The organism is Acetivibrio cellulolyticus CD2 (assembly GCF_000179595.2).
Taxonomy (GTDB): Bacteria; Bacillota; Clostridia; order Acetivibrionales; family Acetivibrionaceae; genus Acetivibrio; species Acetivibrio cellulolyticus.
Genome location: NZ_JH556653.1, coordinates 409,503 through 424,736, shown reverse-complemented (window position 1 = coordinate 424,736; position 15,234 = coordinate 409,503). Strand labels below are relative to the sequence as shown.

Here is a 15,234-nt window from a genome sequence, read left to right as displayed (position 1 = left end):
ACCTCCATTTAAATCGTTATTTATATTTTTATTTCATTAAAAGTGGTACCACCTTCAAGAACCCTTGTATTAGTGTATCCGAAATACTTTAAACGGTTTTGAAGCATGTAAGCTCTTTTACCTTTCGCACATACTAAAAGAAGTTTTTCATCCTTCCCAATTTCAGAAAGCACTCCATTAACCTTGGTAAGGTCTATATAAGGAACTCCATCTATGCTCGGATTAATAGAGGCATCTATTATTTTATAGTCCTCAGCTTCTTTTGCAGCGTAGGCAGCAGGCGTTACAGTTTCAAACACACCCTCAATTTTATTTATTAAAATATTCACAGTATGTGAGAAAGGATGAATTGCTGTTGAAAATGGCGGAGCATATGCTAAATCCATATTTTCAATATCATAAAGAGTTGCTCCCATAGTAATTGCTGTAACTGCAATATCGACCATTTTATCTACAGCACCTTTTCCAAGTACCTGCAGGCCTAATAATTGTTTGGTTTCTCTGTCAGCTATCATCTTAACGATAAAGGATGAAGCGTTGGGATAATAGTGAGCCTTGTCGTCTACAACTGTTACGACACTTACAGTATGAATGCCAGCCTCTCTGGCAGCTGATTCTGTTAAACCGGTTCTTCCTGCATTTAATTCAGGAAGCTTAGCAACTGCAGTTCCTAGAACTCCTGGATAAACTAGCTTGGCACCGGTAATATTTTTTGCGGCAATACGACCAGCAATATTAGCAGTAGAACCCATAGGAGACCAAACCGGTTCTTTCGTAAGCCGATTTGTTACAGTAGCACAGTCTCCAACGGCATAGATATCTTCAATATTTGTTTGTAAAAACTCGTTTACTTTAATCGTTTTATTTGGCATCAGTTCAATATCTGAGTCCGCCAGAAAAGCTGTGTTAGCTCGGATTCCTACTGAAAGAATAACGGCATCTGCTTTAAAAGTACGCTTATTTGTTTGAATTTTCTCAACCTTTCCTTCGCCAAGAATAGCTTCAAGCTTTGTTTCGGTAAAGGATATGATACCTTGGTCTGCTAGATAGTTTTCTACATACTCAGTAAACTCCTCATCAAAACCGGGAAGTATATGCTTTGCCATATCAATAACAGTAATCTTAACACCCTGAGAGGATAAATTTTCAGCAATCTCTAGTCCTATGTATCCTCCTCCAACTACAACTGCACGCTTTATTTCGCCTGATTCTATGGCATTACGTAAGGTGTCAGCATCATCTGGTGTTCTTAGAAAGAATACATTTTTTAAGTTTATACCATCAATTAGTGGCTTGATGGCTTCTGCACCTGATGCAATAACTAGCTTGTCGTATTTATATTTAAGAGGTTCCTGTGTTTTTAAATTTAGTGCATCTACGGTTTTTTCAGCAGGATTAACTTTTGTAACTTCTACTTCAGTTAGTACTAAAACTCCAGTTAATTCTGAAAAACCCTCGGGAGTATTGACAATTAATTGACTGCGATCTGGAATTACCTTGCCAACATAGTAGGGAAGACCACAACCAGCATAGGATATATCTTTACTTTTTGTTAAAATGGTAACCTCACAGCTTCGGTTTTCCCGTTTTAGCTTTGCTGCAACCTTAGTACCAGCTGCCACACCGCCAATAATAAGAACTTTCATATATTAACACCTCTTTGCTTAAATTATAACAACCAATAATAATAATATATCACTTGTTGAATTGATAATAAAATGATATTATCTAATTAAAGTGATAGGTAAAACCTATTAATGATTTAAGCTTAGCTTAGAATAGAGGAAGAAAATATGACCATAAGACATTTAAAAATATTTATTGAAGTTGTTGATAGCGGCAAAATGAGTACTGCTGCATCAAGACTTTTTATTTCGCAGCCTACAGTAAGCCAAGCAATTAGAGAGCTTGAAGAACATTATGGCGGGCTCTTGTTTGATAGGCTTTCTAAGAAATTATATATAACTGCAAAGGGAAAGAGGCTTCTTTCCTATGCAAGAGAAGTGGTAAAGAAGTTTGATGATATGGAAGAAATGATGCTGCAAGATAATTACGTAGAGAAAATAAGGATTGGTGCTACGAATACAGTTGGTAACTGTATACTTAGTGAAGTTGTCAAAAGTTTTGGAGAAATGAATCCTAATATTGAAATATACTCTTATACAAATAATACAATGGACATAGAAGAAAAACTGCTAAAATCGGAATTAGATATCGGTATCGTAGAGGGAAAGGTGAAAAGTCCGGATTTGATTTCAATTCCTGAAGTAAATGATTTCTTGGTTCTTATTTGCAGTACCAAGCATGCTTTTGCTAAGAAAAAAAGTATTAGGCTGGAAGAACTTCAATATGAAAGCTTTGCTATGAGAGAACAGGGCAGCGGAACAAGAGAACTTTTTGAAAGATATATGTCAGAGAAGGAAATACCAATCAGGATAACTTCTGAGGCAAACAGCTCAGATGCAATTAAAAAAGCTGTTATAGATAATCAATGCTTAGCAGTCATTTCTATACGGCTAGTAGAAGAGGAAATTAAAAGTGGGAAAATACATGTTATTCAGAATAAAGACTGTGACTGGGACAGATTTTTTAGTGTTGTATACCATAAAAATAAAGTTATAACCGATGAAATGAAGAGTCTTATTGAGATAGTAAAAAATTATAAACATGTAGATGTTCTTCAAGGAATTAGCACAGGGGAGATTTCGGTAAATGAGTAAACTGTATGAGAATTCCGAGAAGAATTCTGAAGATTATGCACAATGTTGATTGTGCAAGAATCTGGGAAGCTGAATCGAATTCTTTATTTTGGATAAGTGAGGATACGATTTGCACATTATGACACATATCATATTAAATATACGGATTTTTTCATCATTTTCGTTCAAATTGACGGTGTGGCATAATTGTGGGAAGGGAGTTGAAAATATGCCTGAGATTATTCCAATCCGTGATTTAAAAAATACAAGTAAGATATCTCAGAAGTGCCATGAGTCAAAAGAACCTATTTTTGTAACTAAGAACGGTTATGGAGATATGGTAATTATGAGTATGGAAATGTATAAGGAAAAAATGTTTATGTTTGATGTATATGATAAACTTATTGCAGCCGAGGAGCAACTTAAGGAAGGAAAAGTGCTTGATGGGGAAGCATCTTTAAAAAGCATAAGAGAAAAATACAATGTATAAATCGGTTGTTACTGAGCTCGCCCATCAAGATCTTGATAAAATCGTTTCGTATATTGTAGTTGAACTAGTTAATCCAAAAGCAGCCGGAGATTTACTGGACGAAGTTGACAAATGTTACAGGTATCTTAAATCCAATGCATGGATGTATGGGAAATGCCAGAATAAGCGCTTGGATAAGGAAGGATATAGGAGAGCATCAATCAGGAATTATTTGGTTGTTTATAAAATTTATGAAGACTCAAAAATAGTTAATATAATGCCATGTATTGTACTATTTATTAATTGAAATGATTTTAGATAATGCTGAAGGAAAATCATCATGATTAAAAAGATTCATTTAAGCATACTATATATTCGTAAATATTTGTAAATATTTGTACATTAAGGGAGCTAAAATGATGAGAGTATGTTATGTATGTGGTAGAGTTGGTAATCTAGGTAAGCATCACATTATACATGGGCATGGAAAGAGAAAAGCTTGCGAAACAAGGGAGAGTCGTATAGATATATGCTATGCTTGTCATAAGCTGGTACACAGCACTGAAACATCTGAACTAGATGTCAATTTAAAGTTGCAGCTTCAGAACATATACTTTCAGAAAGGCTATCCAGAACAAAAAGTCCGGATGTTAATGGGTGGAAAGATTATGACCGACACGCGCAATTGTATAGGCAACTACTATAATGGAAGATCTATTGTTGAAACTATTTGAGCCTGTAATACAGGGCAAGCAGTATACTGAAATTTACATTTACTTTTATCAGAAAGTGTGTTATGCTACAATAACACACTAGATATCGCGGGGTGGAGCAGTTGGTAGCTCGTCGGGCTCATAACCCGAAGGTCGTTGGTTCAAGTCCAGCCCCCGCAACCATAAAAAAATGAAGGCTTAAAAGATTTTTAATCTTATAGGCCTTTGTTTTTTTATGGTAAATCAGATACTTACCCAATAACCTATTTAAGCGGTGCAAATTCAACAGCTTCTTTGTTTTTAAAAATAGTTGTCCTCCCCTCCCTTAAGTCGGATAACAAGAGGCTATCTTTGTAATACGGGAATTGAATGGTAAGGAAGTTATCATTTGCTGAAACATATTTGCCTTGCCGCTCACGAACTTTTCTACTTGGTTTATCAAAAACGAGTAATTCATCCTCGGGTTTTATATCACTAAAGTTCATTTAATTACCTCCTGTATAGTAAGGTTTGTGTTATCATTGGATAGATATTTCAAAACATCTTATCTTAAACTAGGATGGTCCAAATATTTTTAACGGATTCTTCTGACCCGAAGGGGTAATTTCAGAATTCTGTATTATACTTACTATTTATTTAGTGTTCCCTGTTACAACTAATATAAACAAATATTTAATATAACGTGATACATATGTTATGTTTGGAAGGCACTTACAATAATTGCACGATGTTAATTTAGTAACGACAAATGAGAAACCAATTTTTATTATCTATTAAGTTTTTGCTGTGCTGATATGTCCTATTTATTTTGTTTTGTGCATGTACTATTTTATTATTATAATTCTGCTGGATATTGATGTAAACAATGCAGTCCGTTGCCAAAATATTTGTTTGGATGCTTGAATAATTTCGTTCGAACGAATAAAATGAAATATGGGGCTGACTACCTGGAAAAATTCACCCCGATAAATCAGTTTTTCAATATATCCATGTCAATAGATATACCTATGATCATTTTGCTTTTGAAAGTCTTTTTCAAAAATGTAACACAGAATATATGAAGATTTATGTTGCGATAAAATAAGAAAGAGGAGAACTATGAAGGTTGGAGATCAATTAGTATTTGGGGAATATGAATGGATTGTTGTTGAAGTGCAAGAAGATAAAGCTTTGATTCTAACTCAAGAAATCGTTGAGTTACGGGATTATCATAATAAGAATACAGATATCACCTGGAAAGACTGTGAATTAAGAGAATATCTAAATAGTGAATTTTATAATAAATTCAGTGAGGAAGATAGAGAAAAAATAATTGAAACCTTAAATATTAATCCCGGAAATTCGTGGTATAAAGTGGATGGTGGAGAAGATACAATGGATTATATTTTTATATTATCTATTGATGACGTTGTCAGATCATTTTTTGGTGATAGTAGTAGGCTATTGGATTATCCGGGAAAAAATCAGAGGTACTGGTTTCAAAGAAAAGATGAGAACAATAGCAAGCGAATAGCAAAATTCTTAAATTCAACATGGTGGTGGTGGATACGTACATCAGGAAAGAATAATCGTGTAGCAGCTTATATACATGGGGATGGCAACATTGGAATACAAGGAAATGGCGTTTCAAAGCGAAATACGAACGTAATTCATCATTTAGCCAATGACACAAGAGGCGGAGTTCGTCCGGCTCTTTGGATAAAAAGTGATAGAAGGAGACTTGAAAATGGACAAATATGAAATTTTTCCCAAAGGCTTTTTAGCAAAGGAATTCCCCCTCCGGGGCCATATTCTTTGTTTTCAAGGATCGGTTGCTCTAATTTAGTCATTTGTATCACCCAAATCATCAAAGTAACAGTAAAAAATACTATCCTTTTTGATTTTTGGGAGATTTTGAAAATGTCAAGTGTTTTTCGACATTTTCTTAAAATTATTTTTTGGTATCAATTTACATCAAGTGCATAACACCTGTATAATACAAATAAAGGTTAAATTTTAAGAATTTAGAGTAATATTAATCAAATGGCACTTTGTGTCTCATTTAATATTTTGTGTTGCACTTAAAAATGATGATGCTTTCATTAATGGTGAAAATACTGTAAAGGGGAATAAAAGCTTGGGTAAAAATCATCAACCAAAAGTCAAGTCACTTTATAAAGCATTAAAACTGTTGGATTATTTTGATGAAGAACACAAGGAACTTGGTGTAACAGAAATAGCTGAAATGAGCGGAATAATAAAAAGCAGTGTTCATAATATACTTCAGACCTTTGAGTGTTGCGGTTTTGTTACTCAGATCTATGGCAGCAATAAATACAGAATAGGTAGTGCTGCTTTAGAGTTGTTTGAAAAGTACAGAACTTCACATCATATTGACTATAGGGTTTCGGAAAGTCTTCAGGAAATTCGCAATAAATATCATGTTAATGTTTATTTGGGGATGAGAAACGAATTTGAAGTTATTTATATATGTGCCGAGGTTGAAACAAAGAATAGCGGCAATCTCCATAAGATAGGTGCAAAAACTCCTCTGCATTGTGTTGGCTTAGGAAAGATACTTCTGGGATATTCGGAAGTTGATATAAGAGAAGCATTTTATAAGACCGAGTTACAAAGATTTACACCATATACAATTTGTGATCAGGAAGTTCTTAGAAAAGAAGTGGAAGACGCAGTTTATTTGGGGTATGCAAAAAGTAATTCCGAATATGTTATTGGAATGAATAGTGTTGCTGTTCCGATAATAGTTGGATACGAACCGATTAAATATGCTTTGGGAGTATCTTCAAATGAGCCTTTCAGTGATTTTGACCTAAAGAAAGTTCTTGCAGAGCTAAGGGAAAAGAGTAAAATTATAGCAAGTCTTTTGAATGAATAGTAAACAATTTAATAAGTAATTAAGAGGCAGTTAAATATTACTTCCCGGCTTAGATGGAGCTTATTAGTATATCAAACTATTAAGCTAAACAAGTAATGGAAGTTTTATTTTTTGGTGTTTTTTTGGGGCTGTATTCATTAATGATGAAAAACTTTAAAAACGTATTGACAGTAAGAATTTTTATTGCTATAATAAATTCATCATTAATGAACGGCATGCTGAAATTTTAATATTTTCACAAAAAACAAAGGTGTTTTTACTAAAAAAATGCCTTTGTTTTTTTATAAGGTTAAATTAACAAATCGAATACTCTAAGTTTCAGAGATTAAGGTCTTTAAATTTCAATGGTGAAAAATGAAAAGTATAATCAGGAGGTGTTATATTTATGAGCAGCAAAAAAGTAGAACCCTACTTAATGTCTGTATTATCAAGCAGACTATACAGTATTGGACTGGAAATGACAAATACGTTAATGAGAACTGCAAGATCACAGTTGATGAGTGTGTGCCATGATTTGTCAACAGCGATTTGTGATAGAAACGGTAAAGTTATTGCGTTGGCTGAAAGTATACCGGTACACTGTGCAAATATGGGATTGACCGTAAATCCGTGTTTTAAACATCCGGAAGGAATAAAGGAAGGTGATTTGTTCTTGAATAATTCACCGTATCATGGAAATACCCATCATGCGGATTATACATACATTGCTCCTGTGTTTTATAAGGGTGAACTCATGTTTTTCGCAGTTACCAAAGGGCATCAAGCTGATTGCGGCAACAGTATTCCAAGCACATATCACCCAACAGCAAAGGATATGTATGAGGAAGGTGCGCTTGACTGGCCTTGTATAAAAATTCAGAAAAACTATCAGGACATACATGATATTATCGCAATAGCAAAACAAAGAATTCGTGTACCAGAAATGTGGTATGGAGACTATCTTGCTTGTGTTGGTTCCTCAAGAACTGGCGAGAAGCGTTTGATTGAGATGTGCGAAGAATATGGAAATGATATTGTAAAAGATTTTTGTGATGCTTATCAGGAATATGGCTCAAAGAGAATGATGGAGGAAATCAAGAAGTTTCCGGCAGGTCATTGGGAATATGATGTTACATGTGATGAGATTGAAGGTATTGTTCCTGAGGTTACTATACACATTAAGTGTGATGTGTTTCCTGAAGAAGGTAATATTGTTTTTGACTTAAGAGAGAATAGGGATTCCCTTCCGTGTGGTTTGAATATGTGTGAAGCGACCACTCTTGCAAGTGTTGTAACAGGTGTATTAAACCATATAACGACTGATATTCCATGTAATGAAGGAGCGATGAGTCATATAAAGGTTCTGATGAGAGAAGGCTGTATTGTTGGGAAATCTAAAATGCCGTACTCTTCTTCGTTAGCAACAACTAACTATGCAGACCGTTTGATTTCAGGAGTTCAGGCACTTATGAACCAAATAGTTGTCCAATATGGTATTGCAGAAGGTGGAGCAGTTCAATGTCCGGCTGTGGCGGTTGTGTCCGGTGTGGATTTTAGGAAGAATTACAGTCCTTATGTTAACCAGATTTTTTGTGGTATGACAGGTGGTCCTGGTGTTTTAGGGCATGATGGATGGGTGACTTATCAGTATCCGGTAACAGGCGGAGCAATGAATTGGAATTCAACGGAAGTTCTTGAACAGCAGTATCCGTTTAAGGTGGTTCATGAAGAAATTATGATTGATACAGTAGGTGCAGGCAAATATGACTCAGCACCGTCCTGTAAATTTGTTCTGACACCTAGAAAAGAGCCTGTGACTTGTGCATATTCGTGTGACGGTATAAAGAATCCTCCAAAGGGAGCCTGCGGAGGATTTAGTGGGCATGAAGCTGGAGCATGGAAATACATAATTGAAGAAGGAGAAACCTCAAGAGTTGATCTTCCACCCTTTGCGGAGCCTGTTATAGAGTATGGTGAAGCAATAGTTTCCGAAAGCTCAAGTGGCGGAGGATATGGGAGCCCATTAGAGAGGGAACCCAAGATGGTTTGTCATAGAGTTAGGGAAGGCTGGATATCAAAGGAATTTGCTGAGAAAGTATACGGCGTTGTATTGGATACTTCAAAGGAAGAATATACGGTTGATCTTGAAAAAACAAAAAAATTGAGAGAAAAATTATCTTTAGAAAGAAGATAGGGGGTTATTGTTATGGCAAAGTATGCATGTATAGATGTAGGCGGAACATTTACTGATGCAGCTATCTTAGACGAAAATGGAGCACTTAATGTATTTAAATCTCCTACAACTCCTCATGACTGGACGGAAGGTATTTTAGGGGCATTAAAGGTAGCGGCTGAATTTTACAATCAAAGTGTTTCCGACTTTTTGAAAGATATAAGCGTGTCAAGCGGAGGATTTGCAACTCATGGTTCTACAATAGCAACAAACGCAATTGTAGAAAGAAAAGTAGGAAAGATAGGAATTATCTGTACAAAAGGTTTCAGGGATGTATTCCTATTCCGTGAAGGACCTAATAAGAATCCTTTTGATTTTGACTTGGATTATCCGGAGCCATTTGTTCCAAGATATCTGACACTTTCGGTAGAAGAAAGAATTAATTCCGAAGGGGAGATTGATACACCGCTTAATGAAGAAGAAGTAAGGGCTGTAACGAAACAATTGAAAGAGTATAATGTTGAAGCAATATGTATATGTTTTTTATGGTCAACTGCCAATCAGGTACATGAAAAACGTGCAGAGGAAATAATACATAAAGAATGGCCGGAAGTACAGGTGGTTTTAAGCTGTGAAGTAAATCCAAACAGCAGAGAATACCGCAGGTGGATTTCAGCTGCAATGGATGCGTCCTTAAGAAAGCTTGTATCGATCTATGCAAATAATTTAAATAACAGGTTGAACGATTCTGGATTTATTGGCGAAATTGGAATGCTGAATTCGTCCGGTGGTGTTATGAGTACAAAGGAAATTGTGGGCAGACCAATATTTTCAGTGGATTCAGGCCCATCCATGGCACCTGTATCTGGGCGTGAATATGCTTTGAGAGATTTAGGGGATAAGAATGCTGTGGTGCTTGACATGGGAGGTACAACCTTTGATGTTAGCTGTGTAATAGGTGGAAATATATCGGTTTCAAGGGAAACTGTTATTGGAGATGAAATACCTGGTATATCAAGAGTTAATGTGCACAGTATAGGTGCAGGAGGTGGTAGTATTGCATGGGTAGACAGTGGCGGAATGGTACGTGTCGGACCGAGAAGTGCAGGATCGGTTCCTGGACCTGCTTGTTACAATCGTGGAGGTACACAACCTACTGTTACAGATGCAAATCTGGTGTTGGGGTATATAAATGCTGAATTTTTTAACAACGGAAAAATGAAACTATATCCTGAGCTAGCTTATAAGGCGATAAAAGAGCATGTCGCAGATAAACTGGGTGTCAGTGTTATGGATGCCGCTTATACTATCTGGACGACCGTAAATGTCAATATGATTGCAGCAATTAAAGATATTACCATATGGCAGGGCATAGACCCAAGAAATTATGTAATGGTAGCGGGTGGTGGTGCTTGTGGACTTCATGCCATTCCGCTTGCAGAAGGTCTTGATATGAAAAAATTGCTTATACCAAGGACAGCAGGTGGTTTAAGTGCTGTAGGAGGGATATTCTCCGATGTTGTATCCGAATATAATGATAGTTTTTATACTACCACAAGAGATTTTGATTTTGATAGGGCAAACAAAGTGCTTGAGTCACTTTATCAGAAGGCAGTACAATTCTTTGAGAGGAATAAAATTAAATCCCAAAATAGGAAAATTGAATTATATATGGAAGGACATTATCCATTTCAGGTATGGGAACTTTCGGTTAATATAACAGAATTTTTAACAAACGACTTTAAAATAGATGAAGATTCTGTGAAGAGTATTGAGATGGCTTTCCATGAGGAGCACAAAAGAACATTTACAATCAAGGAAGATACTTTTGTAGAGTGTATTTACTGGAGAATAAAAGCAATTGGAAAAACTGAAACTGAAGCAGTAATTCCAGAACAGGAATATCATAAGGAAAATGTGGTGAATTTACCGGACAAAAGGACCGGTTCGCGAAAAATATATTTTAAAAAGTATAATGAAATGATTGTTACTCCAATATATGCAGGGGAGAACCTTGTATATGGGGATGTTATTGAAGGTCCTGCAATAATAGAAGAGCCGACAACAACAGTAGTTGTGCTGCCAGGATATGAAGCAAAGGTTACGAAATTCAACAACTACTATATAGAAGCGGGTAAATAGTTGAGAAATACTATAGAGGTTTTTTTGAAAACAAATAATAATCAAAATAAATAGTGAAACGTTAATGTAATGGCAATGGCGCTGGTTGGAACATTGCCATTACGTATTTAAAAGGAGGATTAAATTTATGAAAAAAATAATTTCAGTGATCACAGTATTAAGTGTAGTTTTTTTACTGATGACAGCATGCAGTAATAATACAGCTGGTGATAAAGGCAACAATTCTGATGGTAATGGTGATGTAATTAAAATAGGGTATATGCAGGATATATCCGGTGACTATTCTATAGCGGGTTTGCCAAAGTATCATGCAGCCCAGGTTGCTGTGGCTCAGATTAATGAAGAAGGCGGTATATTGGGAAAAAAAGTTGAAATGATTGTTTATGATACACAGTCGGATACAACAAAGGCTCAGGAAGGCGCCAAAAAACTGATATTACAGGACAAGGTTGATCTTATTACTGGATTATATTCAAGTCCTGCGAGAGAAGCAGTACGGGTAATTGGAGAGCAAAACAACAAATTGGTTTTTTATAATAATGTATATGAAGGAGGAGATGCAAGCCATAACCTGTTTTGCACTTCTATCACAGAGGATACACAGCTAAAGACACTAACTGAAGAAATGGTTACTAAGTATGGTAAAAAGATCTATACGATAGGTGCTGATTACAGTTGGGGTCAGATTAGCGGTGCATGGGTGAAAAAATTTGCCAAAGAATACGGAGCTGAGGTTGTGGGAGAGGAATACCTGCCCCTTACAGTATCTCAATTCAGCAATTCTATAACAAAAATCCAACAGACTAATCCCGATGTATTATTTGTTTTCCTTGTTGGTAATGCACAATCGGCATTCTTTGAACAGTGGGCAAATGCAGGTATGACTTCAACGCCAATGGCTTGTACGGTTAATTTGTCAAATGGAGAACATATAAGATTTGCAGCACCAGCACTTGCAAACATGCATGTAACAACACTGTATGCCGAGGAGCTGGAGAGTGAAGCATCCAAGTCTTTTGTTGCAAGGTTCCGCAAGATGTTTCCCAATGAAGAATATATAGGAGCCGATGCCTGTGCCGAATATTCAGGAATCATGCTTTATAAAGTGGCTGTCGAAATGGCGGGGACAACTGAGACAGACAAGGTGATAGAAACACTGGAAACGGACAAGGTTTCTTATGATAGTCCGGCAGGTGCTATAACGATGAATGGTGCATCCCATCAAGTTATATCCAATCAGTATCTGGTTAAATGTGAAAAAGATCATTCTATCTCTATACTTAAAACTTTTGAAAATATTAAGCCTACCTGGCTGACTGAGGAACTAGGTATAGACCTCAGAAAAACAAGTCCTAACAAGCAATTCACTCCTATTGATGCTAAATAGTACAAACAGAGGAAGTATATTTGTAAAATCTCTAATCAAAGTAAAGAATGAGATTTTACAAAGTACATAGGAGGGATAATATGTCATTATCACAAATATTATATCAATTTGGAAACAGCTTTTCATTCCTCATCATTGCATCTATGGGCCTTGCAATTATTTATGGAATGATGGGGATCATAAACTTTGCACATGGAGAATTTTTAATGATAGGTGCATATATGACGACAGCTCTGGCTCAAAGTGGAATTCCATTACCATTGGCGATTCTTGCTGCATCCATAATTACAGGACTTATAGGATTTATACTGGACAGGTTGATCATATCCAAGCTGTACGCAAGACCGTTGGATTCTGTTGTAGCAACATGGGGTGTAAGTATGGTCATTAAGCAGGGAATGGCACTGCTTATGACCAGTTTTACAGGGAATCTTGCGTTGTCAGGTGTTTCGACGCCATTAGGATCAATTAAATCAGCAAATGGAAGTTTTTCAGTTTACAGACTTCTGCTTATGCTTATAGCATTGCTTTTGATAGTAATAGTATATGTAGTTTTCATCTATACGAAATTTGGTCTTCAATCCAGAGCAACCATGCAAAGAAGTGATATAGCGGCAAGTCTTGGAGTAAATACGAATAAAATTTACGGAATGACCTTTATGATTGGGTCAATGCTAGCAGGACTTGCGGGAGGTTTATTTGCACCAACTATGTCTATAACTCCAGAGTTTGGTTCAACCTTTCTTATGCCAAGTTTCATTACTGTACTAATGGGGGGGGCAAACCCTTTGATAGGAACTTTGGCTTCAGCAATTGGATTAGGAACAGTGGACAGTGTTGTGACCATATTAAGCACAGCTTTTTATGGAACTATGGTTATGTTAATTATAGCAATTATATTTATCAGAGTTTGTCCAAAGGGATTTTCAGACTTAATAGAAAACAAATTGTTAGGACGAAAGAAGTGATATAGATGATAAAAGGAAAGAGGTTAAATTCGGAAACTATAATGGTAGTAATTATTTTTTTGTTTGCATACATGATGCCGCTTTGGGTAAATCCATATCAAATCAATATTTATACTTATTTTATGACGACCATATTATTATGTCTCAGTTTGTCACTGATATGGGGAATGACAGGAATATTCAGTTTTGCACAGGCTACCTTTTTTGGTATAGGTGCATATGCATATGGTATATTGGGAAGATTAATGGAAAATCCTTCGATTACAATTCTGATAATGGTACTGGCTGTCTTGCTAGCTGCTCTGGCAGCGGGAATATTAGGTTTCTTTATGTTTTATGGTGGTGTAAATGATGTGTTTGTAGGTTTGATTACATTATGTTTTGCAATTGCATTTCACACTTTCATGATGCAGACAGCAGGTCCGGAATGGTCAATAAAAGGCATAGAATTAGGAGGATGGAACGGATTGTACCAGATACCTAAGCTAACTATTTTCGGACTTCAGATGAATGATATTGTTTATTATTTATTTGTTTTATCGATAGTTCTCTTTATTTACCTTGGTATGAAAAAGATACAAAAAACAAAAATTGGTTATTCAATGCTTGCGGTTAGGGAAAACCGTTCAAGAAGTGAGCTTTTGGGATTTAATGTTCCAGCAGTGCAAACACTTGTATTTGCTGTTGGAGGCGGAATTGCAGGGCTTGCCGGTGTTTTGTACAGCTCTTGGGGCACTTATGTATCACCTTCGAATATTACTATTGCTGCATCAACTTTGCCGGTTGTGCTTGTAGCAGCGGGGGGACGAAAAAACAGCACTGCTTCAATGATTTTTGCCGGAATTTATTGTGTTTTTACAAATCAATTGGCAGTCAGTACTACAGGTAGTCAATTTTCATCCATAATTATTGGGGTATTGCTCATCATAGTGATTCTGTATTTGCCGGAAGGTTTAATTTATTCCCTGTTTAAAAGCCTTGATTATCTAGTTGGCAAAATGTCTGCCCCAAAAACATCCGACAAAAAGGAGGTGTTTTGATGGGCGAAAAGTACAGTATACTGGAACTTATAAATGTATCCAAGCAGTTTGGTGGAATTCAGGCTGTAGAAGACTTTAGCATTAAAATAAACAAAGGGGATCTTCACTGTTTGATTGGCCCTAATGGGGCAGGAAAAACAACGGTTTTCAAACTTATAACTGGAGTACATCCAGTTTCCTCAGGAAGAATTATTTTTAAAAGCCAAGATATTACCAACAAAAAACCAACAGCTCGAGCAAAAATGGGAATAAGCCTTAAAATGCAAATTCCGGGAATTTATGAAGATTTAACCCTGATTGACAATTTAAAACTTGCTGCTACCAATTACATGTCTGAGGACAAAATGATGAGTGAAATTGAACGATTGGTTCATCTTGTAAAACTGGATACGATTGGGAATCCAATTGTAAAGAATATGTCCCATGGTCAGCAACAGTGGTTGGAAATAGCCATGGTACTTGTTGCATCACCGGAACTGTTACTATTGGATGAACCTGTTGCAGGAATGGGGCCAGAGGAAACGAGCTTTACGGCGGACCTCATTAATGAGCTTAACAGGCAGGGAATTACAATACTTTTTATTGACCACGACATGGACTTTGTTCGTAAGATTGCGAAAAAAGTTACCGTTTTGCACTTCGGAAAGAAATATGCAGAAGGAGCGATTGAGGATATTGAAAATGATGAAGGTGTGAAGAGGATATACCTTGGAAGCTAGTTTACGAACATAGACTTTTCAAATGGTGATAACTATGAATTTATTTCTGGCATGTGAAAGGTTGAAA

The 15,234-nt window shown here is 36.2% G+C and carries 14 protein-coding genes and 1 tRNA gene; 13 read left to right on the top strand and 2 right to left on the bottom strand.

Features of this window, described 5'->3' with window-relative positions; translation table 11 throughout:
- Positions 1–20: 20 nt before the first annotated feature.
- Positions 21–1,646 (bottom strand): FAD-dependent oxidoreductase, encoded by a 1,626-nt coding sequence (locus ACECE_RS0204100; RefSeq protein WP_010244437.1) that lies wholly within the window; start codon positions 1,644–1,646, stop codon positions 21–23.
- A gap of 147 nt (positions 1,647–1,793) precedes the next feature.
- Here ACECE_RS0204100 and ACECE_RS0204095 point away from each other — a divergent pair, with 147 nt between their 5' ends.
- The 5 genes from ACECE_RS0204095 to ACECE_RS0204075 all read left to right on the top strand — a co-directional run bounded on the left by ACECE_RS0204095 (position 1,794) and on the right by ACECE_RS0204075 (position 4,064).
- On the top strand, positions 1,794–2,720 hold the full coding sequence (locus ACECE_RS0204095) for a LysR family transcriptional regulator (RefSeq protein WP_010244435.1): 927 nt from the start codon (positions 1,794–1,796) through the stop codon (positions 2,718–2,720).
- Positions 2,721–2,928: 208 nt separating this feature from the next.
- Positions 2,929–3,189, top strand: coding sequence for a type II toxin-antitoxin system Phd/YefM family antitoxin (locus tag ACECE_RS0204090; protein WP_010244432.1), 261 nt, complete (start codon positions 2,929–2,931; stop codon positions 3,187–3,189).
- Positions 3,182–3,475: a type II toxin-antitoxin system RelE/ParE family toxin gene (locus ACECE_RS0204085; protein WP_010244429.1), complete on the top strand. Its 294-nt coding sequence runs from the start codon at positions 3,182–3,184 to the stop codon at positions 3,473–3,475. The genes ACECE_RS0204090 and ACECE_RS0204085 overlap by 8 nt, the downstream gene beginning before the upstream one ends.
- Positions 3,476–3,584: 109 nt before the next feature.
- Positions 3,585–3,902: a hypothetical protein gene (locus tag ACECE_RS0204080; protein WP_162862478.1), complete on the top strand. Its 318-nt coding sequence runs from the start codon at positions 3,585–3,587 to the stop codon at positions 3,900–3,902.
- A gap of 86 nt (positions 3,903–3,988) precedes the next feature.
- Positions 3,989–4,064, top strand: a tRNA-Met gene (locus ACECE_RS0204075).
- A gap of 80 nt (positions 4,065–4,144) precedes the next feature.
- On the opposite strand, the gene ACECE_RS0204070 is transcribed toward ACECE_RS0204075, so the two are convergent.
- Positions 4,145–4,366, bottom strand: a complete 222-nt coding sequence (locus tag ACECE_RS0204070; RefSeq protein ID WP_010244423.1) for a hypothetical protein — start codon at positions 4,364–4,366, stop codon at positions 4,145–4,147.
- A gap of 613 nt (positions 4,367–4,979) precedes the next feature.
- Here ACECE_RS0204070 and ACECE_RS0204065 point away from each other — a divergent pair.
- The 8 genes from ACECE_RS0204065 (at position 4,980) to ACECE_RS0204025 (ending at position 15,167) form a co-directional block, all read left to right on the top strand.
- A complete protein-coding gene (locus ACECE_RS0204065) occupies positions 4,980–5,621 on the top strand; it encodes a DUF6273 domain-containing protein (protein ID WP_010244421.1) in 642 nt (213 codons plus the stop codon).
- 292 nt (positions 5,622–5,913) lie between these two features.
- The gene (locus ACECE_RS0204055; RefSeq protein WP_010244418.1) at positions 5,914–6,759 is read left to right on the top strand and encodes an IclR family transcriptional regulator; all 846 of its coding nucleotides are present in this window, start codon (positions 5,914–5,916) and stop codon (positions 6,757–6,759) included.
- Positions 6,760–7,144: 385 nt separating this feature from the next.
- The gene (locus ACECE_RS0204050; RefSeq protein WP_010244415.1) at positions 7,145–8,932 is read left to right on the top strand and encodes a hydantoinase B/oxoprolinase family protein; all 1,788 of its coding nucleotides are present in this window, start codon (positions 7,145–7,147) and stop codon (positions 8,930–8,932) included.
- Positions 8,933–8,944: 12 nt separating this feature from the next.
- Positions 8,945–11,053, top strand: a complete 2,109-nt coding sequence (locus tag ACECE_RS0204045; RefSeq protein ID WP_010244412.1) for a hydantoinase/oxoprolinase family protein — start codon at positions 8,945–8,947, stop codon at positions 11,051–11,053.
- Between the two features lie 127 nt (positions 11,054–11,180).
- A complete protein-coding gene (locus ACECE_RS0204040; protein ID WP_010244409.1) occupies positions 11,181–12,440 on the top strand; it encodes an ABC transporter substrate-binding protein in 1,260 nt (419 codons plus the stop codon).
- A gap of 80 nt (positions 12,441–12,520) precedes the next feature.
- Positions 12,521–13,408: an ABC transporter permease subunit gene (locus ACECE_RS0204035; RefSeq protein ID WP_010244406.1), complete on the top strand. Its 888-nt coding sequence runs from the start codon at positions 12,521–12,523 to the stop codon at positions 13,406–13,408.
- Between the two features lie 5 nt (positions 13,409–13,413).
- A complete protein-coding gene (locus ACECE_RS26535) occupies positions 13,414–14,448 on the top strand; it encodes a branched-chain amino acid ABC transporter permease (protein WP_010244403.1) in 1,035 nt (344 codons plus the stop codon).
- Complete coding sequence (locus ACECE_RS0204025) at positions 14,448–15,167, top strand: ABC transporter ATP-binding protein (protein ID WP_010244402.1); 720 nt, start codon at positions 14,448–14,450, stop codon at positions 15,165–15,167. The genes ACECE_RS26535 and ACECE_RS0204025 overlap by 1 nt, the downstream gene beginning before the upstream one ends.
- Positions 15,168–15,234: the final 67 nt, after the last annotated feature.